This window comes from Catellatospora sichuanensis, from assembly GCF_007483665.1.
Lineage (GTDB): Bacteria > Actinomycetota > Actinomycetes > Mycobacteriales > Micromonosporaceae > Catellatospora > Catellatospora sichuanensis.
The window spans coordinates 269,353-294,470 of the sequence record NZ_ML660187.1; the positions used below are offsets into that span (position 1 = coordinate 269,353).

At 69.6% G+C, this 25,118-nt stretch carries 23 protein-coding genes and 11 tRNA genes; 5 read left to right on the top strand and 29 right to left on the bottom strand.

What is annotated here, in order from left to right:
- Nucleotides 1-85 precede the first annotated feature (85 nt).
- Nucleotides 86-1,978: a hypothetical protein gene (locus FLL47_RS08445; RefSeq protein WP_144119879.1), complete on the bottom strand. Its 1,893-nt coding sequence runs from the start codon at nucleotides 1,976-1,978 to the stop codon at nucleotides 86-88.
- 94 nt (nucleotides 1,979-2,072) lie between these two features.
- Entirely contained in the window at nucleotides 2,073-2,846 is a 774-nt protein-coding gene (locus tag FLL47_RS08450; protein WP_144119880.1) for an SGNH/GDSL hydrolase family protein, read from the bottom strand.
- A gap of 104 nt (nucleotides 2,847-2,950) precedes the next feature.
- On the opposite strand from FLL47_RS08450, the gene FLL47_RS08455 reads away from it, so the two are divergent.
- Nucleotides 2,951-3,637: a DsbA family oxidoreductase gene (locus tag FLL47_RS08455; protein WP_144119881.1), complete on the top strand. Its 687-nt coding sequence runs from the start codon at nucleotides 2,951-2,953 to the stop codon at nucleotides 3,635-3,637.
- A gap of 114 nt (nucleotides 3,638-3,751) precedes the next feature.
- Here the strand turns inward: FLL47_RS08455 and FLL47_RS08460 are convergent, their stop codons facing one another.
- Nucleotides 3,752-4,903: a WD40 repeat domain-containing protein gene (locus tag FLL47_RS08460; RefSeq protein WP_144119882.1), complete on the bottom strand. Its 1,152-nt coding sequence runs from the start codon at nucleotides 4,901-4,903 to the stop codon at nucleotides 3,752-3,754.
- The gene (locus FLL47_RS08465; protein WP_144119883.1) at nucleotides 4,900-5,424 is read right to left on the bottom strand and encodes a SigE family RNA polymerase sigma factor; all 525 of its coding nucleotides are present in this window, start codon (nucleotides 5,422-5,424) and stop codon (nucleotides 4,900-4,902) included. Before FLL47_RS08465 ends, FLL47_RS08460 begins: the two co-directional genes overlap by 4 nt.
- Nucleotides 5,425-5,609: 185 nt before the next feature.
- Between FLL47_RS08465 and FLL47_RS08470 the strand changes: the two genes are divergently transcribed.
- On the top strand, nucleotides 5,610-6,896 hold the full coding sequence (locus FLL47_RS08470; RefSeq protein ID WP_246157662.1) for an MFS transporter: 1,287 nt from the start codon (nucleotides 5,610-5,612) through the stop codon (nucleotides 6,894-6,896).
- Between the two features lie 116 nt (nucleotides 6,897-7,012).
- A complete protein-coding gene (locus FLL47_RS08475; RefSeq protein ID WP_144119884.1) occupies nucleotides 7,013-7,870 on the top strand; it encodes a PIG-L deacetylase family protein in 858 nt (285 codons plus the stop codon).
- A 31-nt stretch (nucleotides 7,871-7,901) separates the two neighbouring features.
- Here the strand turns inward: FLL47_RS08475 and FLL47_RS08480 are convergent, their stop codons facing one another.
- The 12 genes from FLL47_RS08480 to FLL47_RS08525 form a co-directional block, all read right to left on the bottom strand.
- Nucleotides 7,902-8,837, bottom strand: coding sequence for a threonine/serine dehydratase (locus FLL47_RS08480; RefSeq protein ID WP_144119885.1), 936 nt, complete (start codon nucleotides 8,835-8,837; stop codon nucleotides 7,902-7,904).
- 51 nt (nucleotides 8,838-8,888) lie between these two features.
- Nucleotides 8,889-8,962, bottom strand: a tRNA-Cys gene (locus FLL47_RS42740).
- A 7-nt stretch (nucleotides 8,963-8,969) separates the two neighbouring features.
- Nucleotides 8,970-9,052 (bottom strand) — tRNA-Tyr (locus FLL47_RS42745).
- 18 nt (nucleotides 9,053-9,070) lie between these two features.
- A tRNA-Glu gene (locus tag FLL47_RS08485) sits at nucleotides 9,071-9,144 on the bottom strand.
- 10 nt (nucleotides 9,145-9,154) lie between these two features.
- Nucleotides 9,155-9,230 (bottom strand) — tRNA-Pro (locus tag FLL47_RS08490).
- Between the two features lie 7 nt (nucleotides 9,231-9,237).
- On the bottom strand, nucleotides 9,238-9,762 hold the full coding sequence (locus FLL47_RS08495) for a hypothetical protein (protein ID WP_144119886.1): 525 nt from the start codon (nucleotides 9,760-9,762) through the stop codon (nucleotides 9,238-9,240).
- Between the two features lie 68 nt (nucleotides 9,763-9,830).
- Nucleotides 9,831-9,904: transfer RNA gene (locus FLL47_RS08500), tRNA-Arg, on the bottom strand.
- An 11-nt stretch (nucleotides 9,905-9,915) separates the two neighbouring features.
- A tRNA-Ala gene (locus FLL47_RS08505) sits at nucleotides 9,916-9,988 on the bottom strand.
- Nucleotides 9,989-10,000: 12 nt separating this feature from the next.
- A tRNA-Gln gene (locus FLL47_RS08510) sits at nucleotides 10,001-10,071 on the bottom strand.
- 62 nt (nucleotides 10,072-10,133) lie between these two features.
- Complete coding sequence (locus FLL47_RS08515) at nucleotides 10,134-10,577, bottom strand: HNH endonuclease (RefSeq protein WP_144119887.1); 444 nt, start codon at nucleotides 10,575-10,577, stop codon at nucleotides 10,134-10,136.
- Nucleotides 10,578-10,608: 31 nt separating this feature from the next.
- A tRNA-Gly gene (locus tag FLL47_RS08520) sits at nucleotides 10,609-10,682 on the bottom strand.
- Nucleotides 10,683-10,699: 17 nt separating this feature from the next.
- A tRNA-Glu gene (locus FLL47_RS08525) sits at nucleotides 10,700-10,770 on the bottom strand.
- Nucleotides 10,771-11,463: 693 nt separating this feature from the next.
- On the opposite strand from FLL47_RS08525, the gene FLL47_RS08530 reads away from it, so the two are divergent.
- The gene (locus FLL47_RS08530; RefSeq protein WP_144119888.1) at nucleotides 11,464-12,231 is read left to right on the top strand and encodes a class I SAM-dependent methyltransferase; all 768 of its coding nucleotides are present in this window, start codon (nucleotides 11,464-11,466) and stop codon (nucleotides 12,229-12,231) included.
- A gap of 48 nt (nucleotides 12,232-12,279) precedes the next feature.
- Here the strand turns inward: FLL47_RS08530 and FLL47_RS08535 are convergent, their stop codons facing one another.
- The 8 genes from FLL47_RS08535 to gyrB all read right to left on the bottom strand — a co-directional run bounded on the left by FLL47_RS08535 (nucleotide 12,280) and on the right by gyrB (nucleotide 19,371).
- Nucleotides 12,280-12,759, bottom strand: coding sequence for a DUF4259 domain-containing protein (locus tag FLL47_RS08535; protein WP_144119889.1), 480 nt, complete (start codon nucleotides 12,757-12,759; stop codon nucleotides 12,280-12,282).
- A gap of 205 nt (nucleotides 12,760-12,964) precedes the next feature.
- Nucleotides 12,965-13,210: a hypothetical protein gene (locus FLL47_RS08540; RefSeq protein ID WP_144119890.1), complete on the bottom strand. Its 246-nt coding sequence runs from the start codon at nucleotides 13,208-13,210 to the stop codon at nucleotides 12,965-12,967.
- 221 nt (nucleotides 13,211-13,431) lie between these two features.
- A tRNA-Ala gene (locus FLL47_RS08545) sits at nucleotides 13,432-13,504 on the bottom strand.
- A 25-nt stretch (nucleotides 13,505-13,529) separates the two neighbouring features.
- The gene (locus tag FLL47_RS43570; RefSeq protein WP_222106000.1) at nucleotides 13,530-13,658 is read right to left on the bottom strand and encodes a DLW-39 family protein; all 129 of its coding nucleotides are present in this window, start codon (nucleotides 13,656-13,658) and stop codon (nucleotides 13,530-13,532) included.
- A gap of 24 nt (nucleotides 13,659-13,682) precedes the next feature.
- Nucleotides 13,683-13,756, bottom strand: a tRNA-Ile gene (locus FLL47_RS08550).
- Nucleotides 13,757-13,998: 242 nt separating this feature from the next.
- Nucleotides 13,999-14,784, bottom strand: a complete 786-nt coding sequence (locus tag FLL47_RS08555; RefSeq protein WP_144119891.1) for a DUF3566 domain-containing protein — start codon at nucleotides 14,782-14,784, stop codon at nucleotides 13,999-14,001.
- A 3-nt stretch (nucleotides 14,785-14,787) separates the two neighbouring features.
- The gene (gene gyrA, locus FLL47_RS08560; RefSeq protein WP_144119892.1) at nucleotides 14,788-17,280 is read right to left on the bottom strand and encodes a DNA gyrase subunit A; all 2,493 of its coding nucleotides are present in this window, start codon (nucleotides 17,278-17,280) and stop codon (nucleotides 14,788-14,790) included.
- 132 nt (nucleotides 17,281-17,412) lie between these two features.
- On the bottom strand, nucleotides 17,413-19,371 hold the full coding sequence (gene gyrB, locus FLL47_RS08565) for a DNA topoisomerase (ATP-hydrolyzing) subunit B (protein ID WP_246157663.1): 1,959 nt from the start codon (nucleotides 19,369-19,371) through the stop codon (nucleotides 17,413-17,415).
- 450 nt (nucleotides 19,372-19,821) lie between these two features.
- Between gyrB and FLL47_RS08570 the strand changes: the two genes are divergently transcribed.
- Complete coding sequence (locus FLL47_RS08570) at nucleotides 19,822-20,376, top strand: hypothetical protein (RefSeq protein WP_144119894.1); 555 nt, start codon at nucleotides 19,822-19,824, stop codon at nucleotides 20,374-20,376.
- On the opposite strand, the gene FLL47_RS08575 is transcribed toward FLL47_RS08570, so the two are convergent.
- From FLL47_RS08575 to dnaN, 5 genes are all read right to left on the bottom strand, one after another.
- On the bottom strand, nucleotides 20,361-20,885 hold the full coding sequence (locus tag FLL47_RS08575) for an EGFR-like transmembrane domain-containing protein (RefSeq protein ID WP_144119895.1): 525 nt from the start codon (nucleotides 20,883-20,885) through the stop codon (nucleotides 20,361-20,363). The two genes, FLL47_RS08570 and FLL47_RS08575, sit on opposite strands and share 16 nt — an antisense overlap.
- Before the next feature lie 225 nt (nucleotides 20,886-21,110).
- Entirely contained in the window at nucleotides 21,111-21,644 is a 534-nt protein-coding gene (locus FLL47_RS08580; RefSeq protein WP_144119896.1) for a DciA family protein, read from the bottom strand.
- Nucleotides 21,637-22,743, bottom strand: a complete 1,107-nt coding sequence (gene recF, locus FLL47_RS08585; RefSeq protein WP_144119897.1) for a DNA replication/repair protein RecF — start codon at nucleotides 22,741-22,743, stop codon at nucleotides 21,637-21,639. The genes FLL47_RS08580 and recF overlap by 8 nt, the downstream gene beginning before the upstream one ends.
- Before the next feature lies 1 nt (nucleotide 22,744).
- Entirely contained in the window at nucleotides 22,745-23,620 is an 876-nt protein-coding gene (gene gnd / locus FLL47_RS08590; protein ID WP_144119898.1) for a phosphogluconate dehydrogenase (NAD(+)-dependent, decarboxylating), read from the bottom strand.
- Between the two features lie 37 nt (nucleotides 23,621-23,657).
- The gene (gene dnaN / locus FLL47_RS08595; RefSeq protein WP_144119899.1) at nucleotides 23,658-24,806 is read right to left on the bottom strand and encodes a DNA polymerase III subunit beta; all 1,149 of its coding nucleotides are present in this window, start codon (nucleotides 24,804-24,806) and stop codon (nucleotides 23,658-23,660) included.
- Nucleotides 24,807-25,118: the final 312 nt, after the last annotated feature.

Here is a 25,118-nt window from a genome sequence, read left to right on the forward strand (position 1 = left end):
GGGGCCCTCCACCCCCCCACCCCCCCCCGCTCCCGTGGGTTGGGGGGGCGGGCCGCCCGCCCGCCCCGCCTGCACTGTGCTCCCGTCAGGCGACGATGAAGGAGTGGTACCCGGAGTAGTCGCCCCGGGTGCCGTCGGCGCGCAGTGCGTACACCTCCAGGTTGTAGTACCCGCTGGCCGGCGGCGTCCACGTGATGGAAGCCGAGCCGTCGGCGCCTGCCGCGACGAAGATGGACTCACCGCCGTCGAAGGAGTACTCGTAACCCTTCAGCCCGACCCACTCCGGCCCGGCCGGCCGGGTGAAGGTGAACGTCCCGGGCACGCCGGGGCCGCCACGGGGCTCCCACACGTCGTAGACGTCCGAGGTCACCTCGGGCCAGGGGTAGAAGGTCAGGTCCCACCGCACCTCGTGCGAGATCCAGCCGTTGGCGCTGTGGCTGCGCACGGTCACGTTGTGCCCGTACTCGTTGCCGGCCAGGAACTGGATCGTCGCCGTGCCGTCGGCGGCCGCCGTCACGGTGCGCGGCTCGCCGAAGTCGACCCGGTACTCGTACTCGGTGGTGCCGGAGATGCCCTCACCGGGGCTGAACCGGAGCGTGACCTGCTCGTTCCACTGCGGTTTCGCGCCCACCACCGAGACCACGGGGGCGCCCTGCCAGGGCGCGAAGATCTCGTAGGTGACCTCGGCGGACCGGTTGCCCGCCAGGTCGATGGCCCGCACCCGCAGGGTGTTGTAGGCGCTCCGTTGCGGGCTCAGCAGGACCGTCGCCGAGCCGCCGAGCACGTCGGCGCGCACGATCTGCGAACCCTCGAGCGGGTCGGGGCACTCCAGCTGGCCCACATCGCCGCCGCCGTAGCTGCAACCCGGCACCCCCAGCATGTTCCAGGAGTATTCGAAGCCCGCCACGTCGGTGTTGCCACCGCCCGAGAAGGTGAACTCGCCGGGCTCACCGAGCGGGGTCATCTCACCGGAGTCCGCGTTCGGGTAGTTCGACGACGTGATCACGGGCGCCGACGGCGCTGTGCGGTCGTAGACGAAGTAGCACGTCCGGGACCACGCGGTGGTGTCCGCGCCGTCGCCGACCCGGTACTGCCAGGCGTACGTCCTGCCGTCGACCAGCACTCCGTCCGGCACGGTGCCGCCGCCGACGTAGCCGGCCGGGCCGGCCCGGCCGGCGAACTCGGTCCGCGCCGCCGCGTCGTCCTGCGGCCAGACGGCGAAGTCGTACGTGAGGTGCCGGGTGTCGTACTCGTCGCCGTCGACGCCCAGCGCCTGCAGCGAGTTGCCGAAGTAACCGAGGTGCGGATACGGCTGCGCCTCGACGCACGGGCGGCCGCCGTTGTACATGTGCTGGTCGCGCAGCTCCGGCACGGTGTTGTACTGGACGTTCAGGCTGACGGCCGTGTACCAGTACAGCTTGCGGCCGTAGCTGACGTCGCTCTCGTACTGCTCGGGCACGCGGATCTCGAAGGTGACCCGCGGCTTGTCCTGCGCGACCGCCTGCTGCACCGCGGCCGAGACGTCGAACGTGATGTTCGCCGGGCAGTACTCGTTGGTCAGGATCTCGTCCAGCTTCGACAGCGGATCGGGTGCCTGGTGCCACGAGGGCGTCTTGTTGACCGCCTTGGTGTGCCAGAGCTCGATGGCGCGCTTCGAGCAGTCGGCCACGTCCCGCTCGCGGATCGCCACGGTGCCGCCGAGGATGCGCTTGCCGTGGAACCGGTCGAGGTCGAAGGTCGCGTACACCCGCGACCGGTGGACGGTGCCGTCCTCTGCGGTCCGGGCACCGATCGGCAGGTTGACCTGCCCGCCCGCGTCGAACGCGGTCTTCGGGTCGGCCGAGTCGGTATAGCCGAGCTGGTGCACTTCGGCCCGCTCGTAGTGCGGTGCCGCCGCTGCGGGCGCCGCCGTGCCGAGCACGGCCAGTCCGGCGCCCATCGTGATGGCAAGCGCGGCGGTGAGGCCGCGTCTGCGCATTGATACCACCATTCTTCTGTTGTCCTCCCCGTCTCACCGGACACGGATGTGTCCGGCGCGACGTGAGGGTAAGACAGTTCTCGGGTGCCGTCGTTCAGATTTTCGGCTCGATCGGGCCGAGTTCCGGACGCTTGGCCGTGACAGTGTCACCGGATGATCGGCCGGTGAGGCGGCGCTTGATCCAGGGGGCGAGGTAGCGCCCCGCCCAGGCCAGGTCGTCGGCGCGGGCGGCGGGCCAGGACTTCACCGCCGGCCGGTCCGGCACGTCCCACCAGGTCGGATCCGCCGGCACGCCGAGCGCCGCGAGCACGTGGGCGGCGGTGCGGCGGTGCCCGGCCGCCGACAGGTGCAGCCGGTCGATGCTCCACAGCGCCGGGTTGGCGTACTCGTGGTCGTGCCACAGGTCGACCAGGCGGGCGCCGTTGCGGTCGGCGACCTCGCCGACGGCCTGGTTGAGGTAGCGGATGCGCGGGGCGACCAGGTTGTTGCCGGGCAGCCGGGACATCACGTCCGCGAACCGGAACAGCAGCACGTCGGCGCCGGTGTCCCGGAGCCGTGCCACGGTCGCGTCGAAGCGCGCCATCAGGGTCGGCGGGTCGCACTTGCGGCGCAGCACGTCGTTGGCACCGGCCGCGAAGCTGATCAGATCGGGTTTCATCGCCAGCGCCGGTTCGACCTGCTCGCCGACGATGCCGTCGAACAGCCGCCCGCGGATGGCGAGGTTCGCGTAACCGAACCCGGGCCCGGTCACCTCGGCCAGCCGCCCGGCGACCAGATCCGCCCAGCCCCGGAACACCCCGTCGGCGTACGGGTCGTCCATGCCCTCCGTGAAGCTGTCCCCCAGCGCCACATACCTGCTCCAACTCACCGCGACATCTTGCCACCGCCGGGCCTACCGGCGGGTAGTGCCCTTGCGCACACCCGCGCGTGGTGTGGGGAACAGAACCCGCCGTCGCCGTGTTGGATGAGCACGTGCAGATCGAGATCTACTCCGACGTCGTATGCCCCTGGTGCTGGATCGGCGAGCAGCGCCTGCTGACCGCCCTCGACGGCTTCGACCAGCCGGTGACGCTCACCTGGCGCGCCTTCCAGCTGGACCCGTCGGCCGAGTCCGCACCACTGGTGCAGTGGCTGGGCCGCCGCTACGGCGGCGAGGCCAATGCGCGGCGGATGTTCACCCAGGTCACCGAGGTCGGCCGGGGCGAGGGTCTGACCATGAACTTCGACCGTGCGATCAACGCGAACACGTTCGACGCGCACCGGCTCATCTGGTGGGCCGGGCAGCGCGGCGAGCAGCGTCCGATGGTCGAGGCGTTGCACCGCGCCCACTTCACCGACGGCGTCGACCTCGGTGACCGTGCCGCGCTGGCGACGGTGGCGGCCGGGCTCGGCCACGACGAGCAGGAGATGCGTACGCTGCTCGACTCGACCGAGGGCGTCGGCGAGGTGCAGGGCGAGCTGGCCATGGGCCGCGAGCTCGGCGTCACCGGCGTGCCCATGTTCGTCTTCGCCGGCAAGTACGCCATCAGCGGCGCCCAGGACCCGTCGACGCTGCGCGAGGTGCTCGACGAGGTGACTCGCCGCGAGGGCGGCTCACCACTGACCGTGCTGCCGACACCGCGCGGCGAAGCGTGCGACGACGACTCCTGCAAGATCTGAACGAGGTGCACCCACAAAAAGGCCCCCCGGTGGGGGGCCTTTTTTATCCCATTTGTCGATGTTTCACGTGAAACAAGATCGTCAGTCGTTGATGTGGCATGGTCCCCGCCGCGCTCAGCCGAAGGCGGCCTGGAACGGCAACATCTGGTTCTTGAGTTCGGCCCGGTCAACCGCGATCTCGGCGGCCACCTGCCCGTCCGCGTTTAGGCGGTAGAGCCTGTCGGGGTCGCCCGGCACGCCCACGACCAGCGAGCCGTCCGGCAGGAACCACACCCGGTCGACCTTTCCGACCGGGAACCCGACCGGCCGGCCCGTCGCCATGTCGATGACGGCGGCGACGTGCAGCTGCCGGCTCGGATCACCGCCACCTGTGCTCACCGAGGCGAACCGGCCATCCTGGGACACGGCGAGCACCGCCACGTCCGTGTCGTGCTCGGGCTGGTAGGCGACGGACCGAGGTACGGTGCCGTCCGCCTTGGTGACGGTCAGCCGACCGTCGTGGACCGTCCCCTGGTACGGCCCGGTGGCCAGCGTCTCCGCCTCCTGCCATGCCTTGGGTTCCATGGCACTGAACTTTCCGGTCGCCGCGTCGACCACGCCGACCGTCGCCGTGTTGCTGAGTTTGCCGACATACAGGCGGGTGGAGTCGGGCGTCCACACCAGGGCCCGGGTGCCGCCGCACATCACGCGCGTCCCCCGCTGCTGTGCCGTGCCGCCCTGGATGTCGGCGATCATCAGGTCGCCGCTGACGCCGCTCGGGTCGTCAGCGGTGACCACCCAGGCGACCCGGCGACCGTCGGGTGACACCGTGACCGAGTTCCCCGGGCAGCGCTCGTCGGCCGCATGGGTGATCGTCCGCAGCTTCTCGGTGCGGATGTCCGGTTCGCACTTTCCCGGTTCCGGCGTGCCGCACTCATACCTCTCGCGCAGCACGTAGAGCTCGAGCTTCGTGGCACCGACTTCCCGGTAGAAGTAGTAGTCGCCCGACACCGCCGGTCGTGCAGGCGGGGCCGACGGCGACGGCGGCGCGAGGGACGCCGTGGCCGTCGTAGCGGGATCGGCACCACCTCCACCGCCGCCGGTCATCGCGACTGCGGTGACGCCGGCGCCGCCCAGCAGGACCAGCGACAGCGCGGAGGTCAGTGCCGTGCGCCGCAGGCCGATCCGCCGCGAGGTCCGCAGCGCGCGGTCGCGCAGGTCCACCGCGGCGACGTCGTCGGCCAGGTGCGCCAGGCCGGACCTCAGGTTGTCCATCGGGGCGTTCATCGGGCGGCTCCGTTCGCGGCGTGGAGGTCGGACAGTTCGGGGGCGAGCGCACGCAGCCGGGCGAGCGCCTTGTTGGTCTGGGACTTCACGGTGCCGACCGAGACGCCGAGCACCTCGGCGGCCTCCGCCTCCGTGCGGTCCTCGAAGAAGCGGAGCACCAGCACCGCGCGCTGCTTGTCGGACAGCTTCAGCAGCGCGGCCCGCAGGCTGAGCTTGAGCGCCGCCGCGCCGGAGTGATCGCCACCCCGGCCGCGTTCGGGCAGCTCACCGGGCAGGACCTCGGCGACCTTGCCGCGGCGCCACCAGGCGACCTGCAGGTGATACATGACCTTGCGGGTGTACGCCTCGGCATTGCCGCTGTCGTGCAGCCGCCGCCAGGACCGGTGAGTCCGGGCGAGCGCGGACTGCACCAGGTCTTCGGCCAGATGCTGGTCGCCGGTGAGCAGGTAGGCGGCGCGGAGCAGCGCCGGTGAGCGGTGCCTCACGAAGCTCTCGAACTCCGCGGCAAACGAGTCGACCACGTATGCCCCCGTTGTTGAGGAGTGGCGGCAGGCGAGGTGTTCCTGCCGTAGTGACTTGGTGACGACATGCAAGATGTGTGCTCCGCGAAGAAGGTTGCCGCCGTCCTCGGAAACTTCTCCGCGGACCGGTTGCCTCGGTCACCAGCCCTGGTCCACAGATCGTTTGCTCGGCTAAGGTTCCCCGCGTGAGCGAGGTAGCCGAGAAGCAGGCCGAACCCGGCACGGCCGTTCCCGCGCCGCGCCGACGGTTCTTCATGGACACCCGGCCACTGCGGCACCGGCCGTACCGCCGGCTCTGGACCTCGACCATCGTGACCGCCCTGGGCAGCCAGCTGACCGCGGTCGCGGTGCCCAAGCAGATCTACGACATGACCGGGTCCTCGGTCTGGGTCGGCATCGCCAGTATCGCCGGGCTCGCCCCGCTGGTCGCGTTCGCGCTGTGGGGCGGCGCGATCGCCGACACCGTCGACCGCCGCCGGATGCTGCTGTTCACCAACTCCGGCATCGCCCTGCTGTGCATGCTCTTCTGGCTGCAGGCGGCGCTGGACGTGCAGTCCATCCCGCTGCTGCTGGTGCTGGTCGCCGTGCAGCAGGCACTGTTCGGCATGAACATGCCCGCGCGTACCGCCTCGGTAGCCCGGCTGGTGCCCGCCGCGGAGCTGCCCGCGGCCGGGGCGCTCAACTCGACCGTGATGCAGGGCGGGCAGATCGCCGGACCGATGCTGGCCGGCGCACTGATCCCGCTGCTCGGCCTGCCCTTGCTGTACCTGCTCGACGCCATCGCGCTGTGCGCCGCGCTGTACGCCGTGTGGCGGCTGCCGTCGCTACCCCCGCTCAGCGGCGTCGCCCGCCGGGCCGGGCTGGCCGACATCCTGGCGGGCTTCCGCTACCTGGCCACCCACCGGCTGCTGATGGTCTCCATGGCCGCGGACGTCGTCGCCATGGTCTTCGGCATGCCGCGGGCACTGTTCCCGCAGCTGGCCGACACCGCCTTCCCCGGGGTGGACGAGAACTTCGCGCTGGGCATGCTCTACGCCGCGGTGCCGATCGGCGCCCTGCTGGGCGGCCTGCTGTCCGGCGTCTTCTCGCACGTACGCCGGCACGGCCTGATGGTGGTCATCGCGGTCTGCGCCTGGGGCGCGGCGATCGCGGGCTTCGGCCTGAGCAGCTCACTGTGGCTGGCCGTGGTGTTCCTCGGCATCGCCGGCGTCGCCGACATGGTCTCCATGGTGTTCCGCGGCGCGATCCTGCAGGCCGCGGCGACCGACGAGATGCGCGGCCGGATGCAGGGCATGCACACCGTCGTGGTGGCGGGTGGACCCCGGCTGGCGGACCTGCTGCACGGCGTGGCCGTGCCCGTGGCCGGCGCGAGCGCGGCGGTGGCCGGCGGTGGCGTGCTCGTGATCGTCGCCATGACCGCGCTCGCCCTGGCCGTGCCCGCGCTCCTGCGCTACCGCGGACCGGCCCGCTGACGAGGGAGTCTGAACACCGATTAAGGTGGTCCGACCGGAGCAGGCCTGGTCCTGGCGTGGTGGGTTCACCGCGCCGCGAGGGCGGTTCCGCCCGCCCCCTCGGAACGGAACAGCACATGCGCGTCACCCGGCGAAACAAGATCCTCCTGTCGGTGCTGGCATGCGTGCTGGTCCTGCCGGTGGTCACGGTCTTCGGCCTCAACCGGTACGTCAACGACACCTCCGTGCCGCTGACCGACAGCCTTTTCCCGGAAAGCGCGCCCAAGCGGCTGCTGGCGATCTTCGCGCACCCCGACGACGAGATCACCGTGGCGGGCTCGCTGCGCCGGATGAGCGAAGAGGCCGACGCCGAGATCACCATCGCGTATCTCACCCGGGGCGAAGCGGCGGACGTACCCAAGGTCTCCCTGTCCGACCTCGCGGAGCGGCGCACGGTCGAGGCGAACAACGCCGGCAAGGTGCTCGGGGCCGACAACGTCGAGCTGTTCGACTTCCGTGACAGCGAGCTGCCCAAGGCCGACGCCGCCAAGGCGCAGGAGACCATCTCGGCCCTGATCGACGAGTACCGGCCCAGCGTCGTGATCAGCTTCGACGACCGGGTCGGCTTCTACGGGCACCCCGACCACGCGCAGGTCGGGGTCTGGGTCAAGACCGTGCTGAACACCCGGCGGCACGCGCCCGACTTCCCGGTCAAGCACTTCTACCAGGCCACCCTGCCCGAGTCGATGATCTCGGTGGCGAAGGACCTGTCCCCCACCTTCCGGGACATGTACCCGAGCGACCCCGCGCAGGGCCTGCCCGAGCCGACGGTCGCCATGACCGTCGACAGCGTGGCGAGCGAGAAACGAGCAGCCCTCGACGCGCACGTAAGCCAGGTCACCGTCCTACAAGCGGTCCAACCCGCCTACGACAAACTCCCGTCCTGGATCTACTTCCGCATCCTCAGCCGCGAATACTTCACCCAGATCTTCTGACCGCCCCCGCCTCACCTGCTGGGCGCGGGCGTCAGAGGTCGGCGGGGTCGGTGTTGGCGCCGCAGGCGATGACGACGACCCGCTCGCCGTCGGCGGGGCGGTAGGCGCCGCTGCTCAGGGCGGCGAGTGCGGCGGCGGCCCCGTGTTCGAGCACGATGCGCCGGTCGGCCCACAGCGCGCGGCGGGCGGCCACGATGTCGTCGTCGGTGACCAGCACGCTGCGTACCCCGTCACGTACCGCGACCCCGTACCCGATCTCGCCGACGCGGCGGGCACCCAGCGAGTCGGCCGCCACCCCGGACACCGCGACGTCCACCGGATGCCCGGCGGCCAGCGCGGCGTGCAGGCTCGGCGCGAGTTCGGGCTCGACGCCGACCACCCGGGCCTGGCCGGCCAGCGCCGTGGCGACCCCGCCCATCAGCCCGCCGCCGCCGACCGCGACCAGCACGGTGTCGAAGCCACCGGGAATGTCGGACAGCAGTTCCAGCCCGATGGTCCCGGCCCCGGCGACCATCTCCGCCTGGTCGTACGCGTGGCAGTAGACCGCGCCCGCGTCGGCGGCGTGCTTCACGGCGGCCTCGTACGCCATCGCGTACTCGGTGCCGTGCTGCTCGACCCGCGCGCCGAGGCCGCGCAGCTTGTCGACCTTGAACGCCGGTGCCGTCGCGGGCACGTAGATCGTCGCGGGCACCCCGCAGGCACGGGCCGCGTACGCGACCGCCAGGCCCGCGTTGCCACCGGACGCGGCGACGACGCCCACCGCCGGGTCCAGTTCACCGGCCTGCTGCGCCGCGAGCACCCGGTTGAGCGCACCGCGCGCCTTGAAACTGCCGGTGTGCTGCATGTACTCGCACTTGAGCCAGGTCGTGCCGAACAGCCCGCCCGGCTCGATCGCGGCCAGCGGCGTACGCCGGAAACGCCCGGCGATGCGCGCGGCCGCGTCGGCCACGTCGACTTTCGTGATCATTCGGGCACCATAACCGACCCGGAGGCACCCACAGTGGATGGCGTCGCGAAGAGGCCTCGCCGGGAGTCGAACCCGAGTTCATCCGTTTTGCAGACGGAGCGCCCCACCCGGGACGTCACGAAGCCGAGAACGTGCGGATGGGGAGATTCGAACTCCCTGAGCACAAGGCACCCGGGTTACAGCCGGGCCCGACTCTCCATCGTCGGCGCATCCGCGTGGTGTTGCCTTTCGAGTAGCGCGGACGGGATTCGAACCCGCAACACTCCTGCTTGAAAGGCAGGTGACTCTTCCGTTCGTCCACCGCGCCGTGGACCTGCTGGTCGGGATGGCCGGACTCGAACCGGCGACCTCTCGCCCCCCAGACGAGCGCGCCACCGACTGCGCCACATCCCGCAAGGAATTACTGCTCGACCTCCTTGATGTATTTGTCCCGCCGCTGGGATTCGTGCGTCATCAGCTTCTCCCGGTGCAGTCGGTCCGCCCAGTCGTCCGACGCCCAGGTGTCCGACTCCGACACCGCGGCCTTGAACGAGCCCGGCGGTTCGGCGGGCATGGCCGCGAACTGCTCCCGCATCGACCGGCGGCTGAGCAGGCCGGCCATGACCGCGGTCAACACTCCGTACGCGAGGAACTGCGCACGGATCAAGGGCGGCAACGTGGCCGAGGTCGCGGCAAGGATGAGCAGCATCAGTGTCAACAGCCCGGTGTTCAGGCCCAGCCGGCGGTAGGCCCGGGCGTCGGCCGCCTCGGTCCGGATCGCGTAGTGAACCAGGAACGCGGCGCTGCTGATGCAGACGAACACCCGGAACGCCACCGTCAGGTCGACGATGCCCGCGGTCACCACGTCGATGCCGTAGGCCGCACCGAACCCGAGGTTCACGGCCAACGCGAGGTACGCCAGATGTGTGATCCGAATCGACTTCATGCGACCGACCATAGATCATCTCCCCGGTTCGCCGGGGTCCCGCACGGTGGCCCTCACGTGAGCTGCCGTGCCCTGAGCAGGATTCGAACCTGCAACCCCCGGCTTCGTAGACCGGTGCGCTGTCCAGTTGCGCCATCAGGGCGGGTGGAACCGTGGACCCAGCCGGACTTGAACCGGCCGCCTCCGCTTTGCAAGAGCGGTGCTCTACCAGATGAGCTATAGGCCCGTATGTACTGCGCTCGCGGGCGAGGATTCGAACCTCGATTCCCTGATCCAAAATCAGGTGTCCTGCCCTTGGACGACCCGCGAAAGTGGCTGCGGACCCCCACCCGCAGCCCGGAGCTGCGGGCCCCGTGGCCCCGCAGCTCGTGTCAGCGCCTGGCCAGCACCGTCCAGGAGGGTGCCGACGGGTTGAACCGCAGCGGCATCCGCGCCTCGGCGGGCGTGCGGTCACCCTTGCGCTGATTGCAGCCGCCACAGGCGGCCACCGTGTTGAGCCAGGTGTTGCGCCCGCCCCGGGAGCTGGGCAGGACATGGTCGATGGTGTACGCCGGACCGCCGCAGTAGGCGCACCGGTGCTGGTCACGGGCGAGCACGCCGCGCCGCGACCAGGCCGGCCCGCCGTGGTAGCGCCAGCGGGTCACCACGTAGCTGACCAGGCGCACCACCTTGGGCATCGGCCAGACACCGATCGCCTGGTCGGGTTCCGCCTCGTGCACCACCGCGACCTGCCGCCACAGCATGCGCAGGGCGTGACGCAGGCTGACCCGGTGGAGCGGGCCGAGATCGGCGTTGAGGACGAGTACTGCGTTCATCGGGTCACCTCCTGGGAATGCGTGATGGATGTGGAGCGGTAGCCGGGAATCGAACCCGGATCTCTGCCATGGCGAGGCAGCGCACTGCCGTTGTGCGACAACCGCGAGCTTCTTTTCTTGCGTGGTCGATGCGGGACTCGAACCCGCTTTCCCGCGTCGAGAGCGCGGAGGCCTACCCATAGCCGAATCGACCGCTGCGCCGCGCAACGCGACGCGCTTTCTCTTACGCCATCCACTGTGGAGTTCTCAAGGTGCGACACCGCCGACGGGGGTCAGGGCTTCGTGCTGTCTTCGCTGATCACAGGTGCCGGACAAAAGAAACGCCGCCCGCTTCCGAGTCCGGAGGCGGGCGGCGAAAGCCGCTTGTCATGGCGCTTGCTCAGCACCATCCGCCTCGTCCGGGGACGAGTTCCCAGCCATAACCCTCACCGCGTCGGGCGGCGGCGGGCATGGCGCTCTCGACGCACGGCGTCAGCCGCTGCATCGCATACGAGAAGCTGCTCATGTCTGTCTCCGGTCCGTATTCTCGCGGTGTCGTTCTTGGTGTGGGCATACCGTATTGGCCGCCGTATCGGCGAGGCAACCTCATTTTTCGCGGCTGATGTGTGCGCAGTTCACGGCCGATTCCGGCCCTCGGCCGCACGGGTTCCTGACCGTTCACCCCCTGGCGCACCGGCTGCACGCCACCGGCGACCAGCTCCGCCGCGCCTACCCGGGCTGGGACGCCGCGATGGCCGCCAAATCCCGGATAGATCCCCATCCGGTCTTCCGCAACACCCTCTTCGACACGTATCGCCCCAGGTCCTGACCTCGACCGCAGCTCCATCGCACGACCCGGTGAGCCCGGCGCCCTGGGCGAGGTCGCGATCCGGTCTAGGCTCCGGCGATGAGTTCGACGCCGTCAGCCCACGCCATCAGCCAGTACGCGAGCACGACCGGCAACCTCACCGCCCGCATCGCCCTGCACGCCTACGGCACCAACCCGCAGGGCTGGTTCGCCTGGCTCGACGAGCGGCTTCCCCTCAGCGGAAAGGTGCTCGAAGTCGGGGCCGGCACCGGCAAGCTCTGGACCCACGTCGACCACGCCGGACGAGGGCTCGACCTCACCCTGACCGACTTCTCCCCCGCCATGTGCGCGCAGCTGCGTACCATCCCGGGCGCGCAGGTCCGGCAGTGCGATGCGACCCAGCTGCCGTTCGCCGACGCGAGCTTCGACACCGTCGTGGCCAACCACATGCTGTATCACCTCGACGACCCGGCCGCGGCACTGCGCGAGTTCCGGCGCGTACTCCGCCCGGGCGGAAGGGTCGCCGTCGCCGTCAACGGCAGCGACCACCTCGACGAGCTCAACGCGATCGGGCCCGTCATCGGACGCCCCGAGCTCGCACTCCATGCCACCCAGAACGACTTCACCGCGGAGACCGGCCCCGCGTACCTGGCCCGCCATTTCACCGAGGTCACCGTCGAGCGCTACCACTGCGACCTCGACGTCCCGACCACCGAGCCGGTGCTCGCCTACCTTGCCAGCATGGCGAACGAACCGCTCACGCCGGAACAGCGCTCGGCCGCCCATGCCCTGGTCCAGGCTCGGGTCGACACCGAAGGCGGCTTCCGCGTCCGCAAGCACACCGTCCTGATCACCGCTTCGCGCTGATCCCCTTGGAGTGCACGCCGGAAGGGCGCCCCACCGGAGCCTCCCGGGTCAGCGGCGGTCCGGTGCCGACTGCAGTACATCCGCGATCAGGTCCACGTAACCCAGCGCTGCGGCACGGTCCTCATCGAGGAACCAGCTCGATTGCCACCAGCCTCCGGGTGCGGTGACGATCCGGAGCGCCCGCAGCGCCGAGAGGATCAGTTCAGGGGAAGGTGCCGGCAGGACCGCCGACCTCCAGTCGTCCTCGTCCTCGTCCTCGTCCTCGTCCTCGTCCTCGTCCTCGTCGTCCTCACCGGCACCGGTGCCGTACTCCGCGACGACGGCGCCACCGGGCAGCGCCAGCGCGATCAGCCCAGCGCCCACCATGGCATCCACCGGCCAGGACGCCTTGTCCACCGAAGTGGCGATCACATCCTCGAAGATCTCTCGGAGGCGGTCCGCCTTCTGCCCGTCGTTCAGCTCGGCCAGCTCGGCAAAGAGGTCCCAAGCGTGGTCGTTCTCGAACGGGTGAGGTCCCCAGGTGCCCATAGGTGCTCCCGATTCGGTCTGCCGATGACCTACCAGACGCTGCGGATCCACGCCGGCCAGGGCCGGAAACCGGACGGTTTCAGAAACCGCCGCTCAAACTTCCGGCGGTCCGATCAGACCGCCTTGACCAGCTTCGGATCTCCGGCGGCGAGGAAGTCCGCGAACTGTTCCTGCTCGACCTGGCTCAATACCCGCTTGGGGATGATCAGACTGACGCGGTTGGCGACTGCAAGGGTCCAGCATTCCGCAGAGCTGACAACCCGAGGAGGAGGAAGACGACTCCGAGCACCACGAAGAACGCGCCTAGCCCTGCCGTCCCGACGCCGATCTGGAACAGCCCGGCCGCCAGCATCGTCACCGTGCCGAAGATGATCCTCGCGCGGGGGCCACGGCTGTTGGCGCGTATCGCGCCCTCGGCGACGGTCGGCTCATAGGTGACGGTGACATCCATGCCGCGACTCCCTCGGGTGGGCTGACGGCGGAGATCATGTCCCATCGCGCCGAGCCGCACAAGGCCTGATCTTGTGGAGGCGTTGACCTTGCCGACGGCGTTGCAGTCCGGCGGCGCGGCGAAGCGGAGCCGCCACCGATGATGAGCCGCCGCAGGCGACCTTCGAAAAACAAAACTGGCCACTCGCCGAAGGACGGCGGTGACCAGCGTGGGCAAATGAGTGGAGCCTAGGAGAATCGAACTCCTAACCCCCGCCTTGCAAAGGCGGTGCTCTGCCAATTGAGCTAAGGCCCCGAGGGACGGGCTCGGCCCGTCTGACTCAGCGAAGATCCGGTGCGGTGGTGGCCTCGTGCCACAACGCCCGCTCGTCGTTGGCCGCCCGCAGCTTCTTGGCGACCAGTGCGACCGCAACGCCGACTCCGGCGACGATCAGCAGCTTCTTCCACATGATGAGCACCTTAACGCTCGGGAGTGGGGCTAGCTGGAATCGAACCAGCGACCTCAGAGTTATCAGCTCTGCGCTCTAACCGACTGAGCTATAGCCCCGCGCGACAACGAACCTTACCGCACCGCTGACGCCTCTTCCAAACCGGTATCCCCTCCCGCGTGGCGTGTCCCGTCGCGGGTGCCGGGCGACTGTGAAGATCGTCGTTTCATGCCGGAACCTGCGGTCCGGCCCTGGGTTCTGACACGAAACAGCGATCTTGCCAGTGGGCTGCGGACGCGCCGTGCGGGCACGCCACAGCGGTCCGTGGGCGAGCCGCGGACCGCTGTGGGTGTGGCGTGAATCAGTCGCGCTCGGCGAGCGTGATCTCGACGCCGCCGACCAGGTCGGCGCAGACGTTGTAGATGAACGCGCCCAGGGTCATCAGCGCGGTGAAGAGCACCACGTTGATCGCACCCAGGATGGCCGACGTCCCGATCACCGCGCTGGCGCTGATGCGGAAGTCGCCAGCGCTGCCGTTCGAGGCGAACAGGTCGGCCAGGGTCGTGTTCAACGAGTTGAACACGCCCATCGCGTCCAGTGCCAGGTACAGCACCGAGGTGGCGACCACGATGACGACCAGGAGCACGAAGGACACGGCGAAGGAGAACTTCATCACCGACCACGGGTCGATGCGCTTGATGCTCAGCCGGGCCCGGCGCGGGCCGCGCGAAGCGGCCGAGCCGGCGCTGGTACGCGCCGCGCGCACGGCTTCGGTGACACGCACCGCGCCGGCGCTGGCACTGCTGACCACAGAGCGCAGCGTCGAGGAGCCGGCCGCGGCCCGCCCGGTGGCCGTCGCCGGCCGCTCGGAGGTCGCGATGGCGCCCGTGGGCTCCGAATCCGGGACGGGCATGCCCGCCGGCCGGGTGAAGGTGCCGGTGGTGGTCGTGGCGGCAGCGGCGGTGCTGCCGGCCGACTCGTCACCCCCGGTCGCGGACCGGGCCGGGGTCGGCTCGGACTGATCAGCGGGGACTGTCGCGCGGCCTACGGCCGCCCGGCCGGTCGACGAGGCGGCGTCGCCGCCGTCCTTCTCGACCGGACTCGCCGGAGCCCCCGCGGTCTCCGACATCGCCTGTGTCTCCGTCATGCACTAGTCCTGTTCGTCCGGCTCATCGGCATTGCGGGCAATGGCGACGAGGGTTACGCCTTCTGGGAGGTCCATCAGCTTGACACCCATTGTGTTCCGATCGCGCGTCCGCCGCACGGGCTTCACCGGAGTTCGGATAACTCCGCCGTTGCTCGTGATAGCGAAGAGCTCGTCTTCCGGGCTGATAACGACCGCACCCACCAGTCCGCCACGGCGTTCGGTGATCTTTGCGGTCAGTACGCCCTTTCCACCCCGGCCCTGGACCGGGTACTCGTCGATCGGAGTGCGCTTGGCATAGCCGCCGTTGGTCGCCACGAGGACGTCCATGCCATCCCGGACCACCTCCATGGCCAGCAGTTCGTCGCCGTCGCCGAAGCGCATGCCGATGACGCCTGACGTGGCGCGGCCCATGGGGCGCAGCGCGTCGTCGGTGGCGTTGAAGCGGATGGCCTGTGCCTGCTTGCTGACGAGCAGCAGGTCGTCCTCCGCGGCGATCAGCGCCGCGCCGACGAGCTCGTCGTCGTCGCGCAGGTTGATCGCGATGATGCCACCGCTGCGGTTGGAGTCGAACTCCCCCAGCGCGGTCTTCTTGACCAGGCCGTTCTTCGTGGCCAGCACCAGGTAGGGCGCGACCTCGTAGTTCTGGATCTCGATGACCTGGGCGATCTGCTCGTCCGGCTGGAAGGCCAGCAGGTTCGCCACGTGCTGGCCCTTCGCGATGCGCGACGCCTCGGGGAACTCGTACGCCTTGGCGCGGTAGACCCGGCCCTTGTTCGTGAAGAACAGGATCCAGTCGTGCGTGGAACAGACGAAGAAGTGGCTGACGATGTCGTCCTGGCGCAGCGTGGCCCCGGAGACGCCCTTGCCGCCCCGCTTCTGCGAGCGGTACAGGTCAACCTTTGTCCGTTTGGCGTACCCGGTACGGGTGATGGTCACCACGACGTCCTCGCGCGCGATGAGGTCCTCCATGGAGACCTCGCCGTCGAACGGGATGATCTTCGTGCGCCGGTCGTCGCCCCACTTGGCCACGATCTCGCCGAGCTCGTCGGAGATGATCTTCCGCTGCCGCTCGGGCTTGGCGAGGATGTCCTTGAGGTCGGCGATCTCGATCTCGATCCGGGCCAGCTCGTCGATGATCTTCTGACGCTCCAGCGCGGCCAGCCGGCGCAGCTGCATGTCGAGGATCGCGGTCGCCTGGATCTCGTCGACGTCGAGCAGCGCCATGAGGCCGGTCTTCGACTCCTCCGCGCTCGGCGCGCGGCGGATGAGCGCGATGACCTCGTCCAGCATGTCCAGCGCCTTGACCAGACCGCGCAGGATGTGGGCCCGCTCCTCGGCCTTGCGCAGGCGGAAGGCCGTCCGTCGCTGGATGACCTCCATCTGGTGGCTGACGTAGTACATCAGGAACTGGGCGAGGTTCAGCGTGCGCGGCACGCCGTCGACCAGCGCCAGCATGTTCGCGCCGAAGGTCTCCTGCAGCTGGGTGTGCTTGTAGAGGTTGTTCAGCACCACCTTGGCCACGGCGTCGCGCTTGAGCACGAGCACCAGGCGCATGCCGGTGCGGCCGGACGACTCCTCGCGGATGTCCGCGATGCCGCCCAGCTTGCCCTCCTTGACCAGCTCGGCCACCCGCTCGGCGAGGTTGTCCGGGTTGACCTGGTACGGCAGCTCGGTGACGACGAGGCAGGCGCGCCCCTTCTTGTCCTCCTCGACCTCGACCACGGCCCGCATGCGGATCGAGCCGCGACCGGTGCGGTACGCCTCCTCGATCGTGCCGGTGCCGACGATCAGACCGCGGGTCGGGAAGTCCGGGCCCTTGACGATGCGGAGGGCGGCCTCGAGGACCTCGGCCTCGTCGGCCTCCGGGTTGTCCAGGCACCACTGCACGGCCTGGCCGATCTCGCGCAGGTTGTGCGGCGGGATCTTGGTGGCCATACCGACGGCGATGCCCTCGGAGCCGTTGACCAGCAGGTTCGGGAACCGGGCCGGCAGGATCGTCGGCTCCTGGTTACGCCCGTCGTAGTTCGGGATGAAGTCGACGGTGTCCTCGTCGATGTCGCGCAGCAGCTCCATCGCGAGCGGGAACAGCCGGCACTCGGTGTATCGCATGGCCGCGGCGGGGTCGTTGCCCGGCGAGCCGAAGTTGCCGTTGCCGTCGATCAGCGGGTAGCGCAGCGACCACGGCTGCGCCATGCGCACCAGGGAGTCGTAGATCGCGGTGTCGCCGTGCGGGTGGTAGTTACCCATCACCTCGCCGACGACGCGGGCGCACTTGAAGTAGCCGCGGTCGGGGCGGAAGCCGCCGTCGTACATCGCGTACAGGATCTTGCGGTGTACCGGCTTGAGGCCGTCGCGCACGTCCGGCAGCGCCCGGCCGACGATGACGCTCATGGCGTAGTCGAGGTACGAGCGCTGCATCTCCACCTCGAGCCCGACGGGCTCGATGCGGCCGTGCACGCCAACCTCTTCCGGCTGAGTGTCAGGAGTCTCGCTCACTGTTTAGAACTCTTTCCTGCGTATGAAGCTGAGGAAGCTGTGGATAACGCTGTGGATCAGGGCCCGACCTGTGGATAAACAGTGTGTCTATCCACAGGTCGGCACGTTCCAGGACTAGTTGCCCAACCTCGACTAGATGTCGAGGAAGCGGACATCCTTCGCGTTGCGCTGGATGAACGAGCGGCGTGCCTCAACGTCCTCGCCCATCAGCACGCTGAAGAGTTCGTCCGCGGTTGCCGCGTCGTCCAAGGTCACCTGACGCAATGTCCGGGTACCCGGGTTCATCGTGGTTTCCCACAGCTCCGGGTAGTTCATCTCGCCCAGACCCTTGAACCGCTGAATGTCGTCCGGCTTGGCGTTCGGCTTGGTCTCCTGACGCAGCCGGATCAGGCCGTCGCGCTCGCGGTCGGAGTACGCGTACTGCGCGTCGTCGCCCTTCTTGTTCCACTTGATCTTGAACAGTGGCGGCGACGCGAGGTACACGTGCCCCAGCTCGACCAGCGGGCGCATGAAGCGGAACAGCAGCGTCAGCAGCAGCGTCTGGATGTGCTGGCCGTCGACGTCGGCGTCGGCCATCAGCACGACCTTGTGGTACCGCAGCTTCTCGATGTCGAAGTCGTCGTGGATGCCGGTGCCCAACGCGGTGATCAGCGCCTGGACCTCGTTGTTGCGCAGCACCTTGTCGATGCGCGCCTTCTCCACGTTCAAGATCTTGCCGCGGATCGGCAGGATCGCCTGCACCCGCGGGTCACGGCCCTGCTTGGCCGAGCCGCCGGCCGAGTCGCCCTCGACGATGAACAGCTCGCACATCTTCGGGTCGGTCGACTGGCAGTCGGCCAGCTTGCCCGGCATGGAACCGGACTCCAGCAGCGACTTGCGCCGGGCCAGCTTGCGCGCCTGTGCGGCGGCGATTCGGGCCCGCGCGGCCTGCGAGGCCTTCGTGATGATCATCTTGGCTTCGGTGGGGTTGCGCTCCAGCCAGTCCGCCATCCACTCGTTGCAGACCTTCTGCACGAAGCTCTTGACCTCGGTGTTGCCCAGCTTGGTCTTGGTCTGGCCCTCGAACTGCGGGTTGGCCAGCTTCACCGAGATGATCGCGGCGAGACCCTCGCGGATGTCCTCACCGGAGAGCTTCTCGTCACCCTTGAGGATCTTCTTGTCGGCGCCGTACTTGTTGACGATGGTCGTCAGCGCCGCACGGAAGCCCTCCTCGTGGGTGCCGCCCTCGTGCGTGTTGATCGTGTTCGCGAAGGTGTAGACCGACTCCCCGTAGGACTCGTTCCACTGCATCGCGATCTCGAGCGACATGTTCTCGCCCTCGGCGCCGAACTCGACCACCGACTTGTGGATGGGGCTCTTGGTGTTGTTCAGGTGCCGCACGAAGTCGGCGATGCCGCCCTTGTAGCAGAAGGTCACCTCGCGGACCTCGGCGTCCTCGCCGTCGGTGGCCAGCGCGCGCTCGTCGCGCAGCGCGATGGTCAGGCCCCGGTTGAGGAACGCCATCTCCTGAACTCGACGGTAGATCGTCTCGAAGTTGAACTCGACCGTCTCGAAGATCTGCGGATCCGGCCAGAAGGTGGTGGTCGTGCCGGTGCGGTTGGTCGGCTCGCCCTTCTCCAGCGGGCCGGGCTTGGAGTGGTCGTAGCGCTGGCGCCAGACGAACCCGTCCTTGTGGATCTCCAGGTCGATGCGCGTCGACAGGGCGTTCACCACGGAGATGCCGACGCCGTGCAGACCGCCGGAGACCGCGTACGCCTTGCCGTCGAACTTGCCGCCCGCGTGCAGCACGGTCATCACGACCTCGACGGTCGGCCGCTTCTCCACGGGGTGGATGTCGACCGGAATGCCGCGGCCGTTGTCGGCGACCCGCACCCCGCCGTCGGCCGTCAGCGTGATGGAGATGAGGTCGCACACCCCCGCGAGCGCCTCGTCGACGGAGTTGTCGACCACCTCCCACACGAGGTGGTGCAGGCCCCGCTCACCGGTGGAGCCGATGTACATGCCGGGACGCTTGCGAACCGCGTCCAGGCCCTCCAGAACGGTGATCGACGATGCGTTGTAGTCGCTGTTCTGCTGCTTCGGCGCTGCCACTCTCAATCCCTCCTCCGCCGCCCGAGGCGACGGGGACGACAACCAGTCCTGCCTGCCGTGTCCGCATACCCGCGCACCCGGGACAGGCTTCGCCGGGATCGGCATACGCGGGGCGGGGGTGACACACGGCGCAACACAGGGCGGACCTGCGGTGTGCGGGACAACCCACCGGTGTCGCGTACACGGTCCACCCAGTGTTCTGCTCTCGCCCTCGATCCTACTGTGTCGTGCTGACATTCGCCGCACGCGGCACCCACAGAACGTCGTTTCAAGGCCCTGGCAGCCCCGTAGCCGCCCGAAAGCCTCCGGTCGCAACTCCCCCCACGGACACGATGCTCCCGAGGGCCGGTGGCGAGCGGGCCCAGAAGCACCGGTTCAGAGGGTCGCGCAATGTCCCCGGTATGCCGTAAGTTGCGCACGGCCTGGAACTCAAGCGCTCGAGAGGCTGACATGGGTCTGGACAACGTCGCGGTGCAGTGGCCGGCCACGGGCCGCTTCTACGACCCGGTGGCGCCCGCGGAATTCGTCGACTTCGCCGAGCTGGCCGAACAGCCGAGCACCGCCGCGCCGACCGCCGCGCTGGCAGGTCACATCGCCCGTACCGGCACGGTCCGCGCGACGGCGTACACCGAGGTCGTCGATCTGCTGCTCGGGCTCAAAGGTGTGCTCTACGCCACCGAGGCCGCCGAGGAGGACGAGGACCCGGTCATCGACCCCGACGGCTGCGCCTGGATCGCCGGCGGCCTGGAGAAGTTCGTCGCGGGACACGCACCGCACGGCGACGCCGTCACGTTCGACAGCGTCGCCGCGGTGCTTCGTGCCGCGCTGACCGATTCCCGACTTCCCGAGCAGCAGCTGCGCTGGCTCGAACAGCGCCTGGACTCGCTGCGCGAGGAGACCGACGGCGACCCGCAGTGGAGCTTCCCGCTGTCGGAGTTCGCGGTGCTCGCCCAGTTCTACCGCCGCTGCGCCGACCGCGGGTTCGCCGTCTACGCCGAATCCTGACCGTCCGGCCCGGCTTCGGCCGGGCCGGCGTCCGCAGGTCCGCTGCCGTGCCGTGCCGACTGCCGGCGGCGCAGCACCCACCACAGCACGATCGCGGCGATCAGCACGACCGCGCCGCCGCCGACCAGCACCGCGACGGGCATGTCGCCTTCCAGTTCCACCTCGGGAGCCGCGCCGAGCAGCTGGTTGCCGGAGCACAGGCTGGTCTGGCCCTCCCGGCTGTAGATCAGGTAGCGGTTGCCCTCGACGAAGTCGAAGCCGCAGCTCGGCCCCTCCATCGCCGTCTTCACCTCGACGTGACCAGCCGCGTTGCCCTTGCGGACCTGCTCGACGGTGAGCCGGGCGGTCATCAGATCCGCGGTCGACGTGCTGAACACCGGACGGTCGACGTCGACGACCACGCCGACGAACACCAGGTCGGCCCACTCCGCGTTCTTCACCGGGTCCGGCTCGGCGCAACTGCACGCGCACGCCGTCCCCGCCGGCCCGATCACCAGCGCGGCCGTCATCACCAGAAGTGCCGCAAGAGATCCCCACAGTTTCCGCATGGCCCTCAGATGCCCTACCGGCCACCCGGGTTCCGAAGATCCGGACCCGCACCGCGGCGCACCGCCAAGACCACTCGACTTGCCGGGCAGGTGTGCGAAAGCGCGGTCAAGATACACACAGGTGCCGGGCAAGTCGGGCGATCTTGGGACGCCGGCGGCCCGGCCGGCGGAAGGGCGGGGCCGGGCTCAGCCGTAGGTGTCGCCGGGGCCGGTGCCGCGGACGCGTTTGCGGCCGTGGGACCAGGAAGGGGCGGCGGGGCCGTGGATGTGGAGCTTGGTCACGACGTTGTTGCCGACGGTGCCGGCGATGCGGGTGAGGATGGTGCGGGCCAGCAGGCGCAGCTGGGTCGCCCAGGCCGTGGACTCGGCCTCGACGGTCAACTCGCCGTTCTCCAGCTTCACCGGGCGGCTGTGCGCGGCGATGTCCGGGCCGACGCACTTCTCCCACTCGCCGAACACGGTCGCCTCGGCCGTCGGCCGCTGCCAGCCGCGCGCCTTCATCAGCCGGGACAGCACGTCGCCGAGCTTCGCGGGGTCGCGTGGATCGGGCCCGGGGCCGGAGTAGCCGCGCGGCCGGTAGCGCGTGCCGGGGCTCTCCCCCTTGGCCCGCGACTCCGCGGCGGCCTGGTGTCGCGCCGCGCGCTTCTTGAGCGCCGCGTCGAGCGCGGCCCGCGCCAGTTCCGGACCGTTCTGCTCCCCCGGGGGTACGGCGTCAGCCACGGCTCACCTCTCCGGGTGTCACGAAGTATCGGGCTCCCCGCAGCGCGGTCGGCACGTCGGCCTCCACCGCGCACGTGATGATCACCTGAGCGGCGTCTCCGATGAGCTGCGCCAGCCGCTCGCGCCGACCGGTGTCCAGCTCGGCGAAGACGTCGTCGAGGATCAGCACCGGCTCGATGCCGTCCGCGCGAAGCAGGCTGTAGCCGGCCAGGCGCAGCGCGAGGGCGTACGACCACGATTCGCCGTGGCTGGCGTACCCCTTCACGGGCAGGTCGCCGAGCCGCAGCACCAGGTCGTCGCGGTGCGGCCCGGCCAGCGTGGTGCCCCGGGCGATCTCGTCGGCGCGCACCTCGGCCAGCGCGGCGATCATCGCCTCCGGCGTCGGCTCGGGCACCGAGGCGCGATACTCCGCGACCGCCTTGCCGACTCCGGCGCTGACCTGCTGGTAGGCGTCCTCCAGGAACGGCGAGAGCTGTTCGACGAGGCTCAGCCGGGCCCGCAGCAGCTGCGCCCCGTGCTCGGCGAGGTGGGTGTCCCACACTTCGAGGGTGCTGAGGTCGCCGCCGCGCGCGCCGCCGACCTTGCGGCTGAGGTACGCGGTGCGCAGCAGGGCGTTGCGCTGCTTGAGCACCCGGTCGTAGTCGGCCCGCACCGCGGCGAACCGGGGCTGCCGGGCCGTGAGCAGGTCGTCGAGGTAGCGCCGCCGCTGGTCGGGCTCGCCGCGGACCAGGGCCAGGTCCTCGGGCGCGAACAGCACCAGCCGCAGCGCGCCGAGGATGTCGCGGGGCCGCCGCGCCGGGGAGCGGCCGAGCCGGGCGCGGTTGGCCTTGCCCGGCACGATCTCCAGCTCGACCAGCAGCTCGCGGCTCTCATGCACGATCGCGCACCGGATCACGCCGGTGCTCGCGCCGACGCGCACCAGCGGGGCGTCGGTGGAGACCCGGTGGCTGGCCAGGGTGGCGACATAGCCCAGCGCCTCGACCAGGTTGGTCTTGCCCACCCCGTTCGGGCCGATCAGCACGTTCGGCCCCGGCTCGAGGTCGACGCCCACCCGTGGGTACGAGCGGACGTCGACGAGTTCGAGCCTTCTGACGTACAACTCAGCCGGCCTGCTGCACGGCGTGCCCACCGAACTGGTTGCGCAGTGCGGCGATCGCCTTCATGGCCGGCGAGTCGTCCTGGCGGGACTCGAAGCGGGCGAACAGCGATGCGGCGATCACGTGCATGGGCACGGCGAGGCGGATGGCCTCCTCGACGGTCCAGCGGCCTTCGCCGGTGTCGTCGGCGTAGCCCTTCAGCTTCTCCAGGTGCGCGTCGTCGGTGAGCGCGAGGTCCATCAGGTCGAGCAGCCAGGACCGGATGACGGTGCCCTCCCGCCACGACCGGAACACCCCCGGCACGTTGGTGACCAGCTCGGAGGCCTCGAGCAGCTCGAAGCCCTCGGCGTAGGCGTGCATGAGGCCGTACTCGATGCCGTTGTGCACCATCTTGGCGTAGTGGCCGGCGCCGACCGGGCCGGCGTGCACGAAGCCGAACTCGCCCTCGGGCTTGAGCGTCTCGAAGATCGGCATGAGCCGGCCGACGTTCTCGTCCGAGCCGCCGACCATCAGGCCGTATCCGTTCTCCTTGCCCCACACGCCACCGGACACGCCGCAGTCCACGTAGCCGATGCCGAGCTTGCCCAGCCGCTCGGCCCGCGGACCGTCGGAGGAGAAGCGCGAGTTGCCGCCGTCGATGACGATGTCGCCCGCGCTCAGCAGCGGGGCGAGCTGGTCGATGGTGGCCTCGGTGACGCCGGCAGGCACCATCACCCACACCGCGCGGGGCGCCTCCAGCTTGGCCACGAGGTCGGCCAGGTTCTCGGCGTCGGAGAGCTCCGGGTTGCGGTCATAACCGACTACCTCGTGACCCGCCTCGCGCAGGCGGTCACGCATGTTGCCGCCCATCTTGCCGAGTCCGACCAGACCGAGCTGCATGTCTTCCCCCTTGGTGCGTTGGAGCCTGGCCGCTGTGTCAGCGGCCCACCCTGATCGGCATGATCAGGTAGCGGAACCCGGGGATCGCCGCACCGTCGGCGTCGGCGGGGGTGATCACCGCGGGCTTGAACGGGTCGTTGAACGAGAACACCGCGGTCGGTGCGCCGAGCGCGCCCAGGCCCTCGATGAGGTACTGCGGGTTGAACGCGATCGTCATCGACTCACCGGTGAAGGTGGCGTCCATCGCCTCGCTCGCCCGCGCCTCCTCGGTGCCGCCGGCCTCGACCACGAGACCGTCCTCGCTGAAGCTCAACCGCACCGGTGTGGCCTTCTCGGCCACCAGCGAGACACGCTTGACGACCTCGACCAGCGCCGACACGGTGACCCGGGCCTCGGAGGCATAGCTGGGCGCGAACAGCGAGCGCACCGGCGGGTACGACTGGCCGTCGAGCAGGCGGCTGGTGGTCCGGCGGGAGCCGCCGACCTTCGAGCCGCCCAGGAAGCCGATCATGCCCTCACCCGCTCCGCCGCCGGCCAGCGCGATGGTGACCTCGCCGCCGATCGGGCCGAGCGTCTTGGCGGTGTCGGCCAGGGTGCGCGCCGGAACCAGGGCGTTGACGCTGATCTCCGGGTCGTCCGGCGTCCAGGAGATCTCCCGGATGGCCAGCCGGTAGCGGTCGGTGGCGAGCAGGGCCAGGGTGTCCCCGGACAGCTCCATCCGCACGCCGGTCATCATCGGCAGCGTCTCGTCACGTCCGGCCGCGATGGCGACCTGGGACACGGCCGAGGCGAACACCGCCGCGTCGACGCGGCCGGCGCTGGCGGGCAGCTCCGGCAGGGTCGGGTAGTCCTCGACCGGCATCGTCGGCAGGGTGAACCGGGCACTGCCGCAAACCAGCTCCAGGTGCGCGCCGACAGCGGCGATCTCCACCGGCTTGGCCGGGAGCGCTTTGGTGATCTCGGCGAGCAGGCGGCCGGAGACCAGGGTCGCGCCGTCCGCGTCGGCCTGCACCTCCACGTCCACCTGGTTGGAGACCTCGTAGTCGAAGCCCGATACGTGCAGGCGGCCGTCGGCGACCCGCAGCATCACGCCCGCCAGAACCGGCACCGAGGGCCGGCTCGGAAGGCTCTTGGCGGTCCAGGCCACGGCGTCGGCGAGCGCGTCACGCTCTACCCGAAACTTCATCTTCAGCCCTCCTGTGGTCACGTCGATGCTGCCAAGCTGACCACTGAAACCTTAGGACCTCCGAGCGATCTCCCCTCGGCGACCCCTGTGGATCGGCGGCGGCCGAGCATCCACAACTTCCCGAGCCCCGAAGATTTCTTGATTTCTCTCTTAGAGATAACTCCCGTCTTCATCATCGGTGCTGTGGAAACTGTGGATTAACGCCGTTGCCGCTGCTCAGCAGGCTTGTGGGGGTGTGGAGGAGCGGTGGACGAGCGGTGGATAACCGGCCTGGTTCTCCACAGCCGGAGCTTCGTCCACCGGTTGTCCACC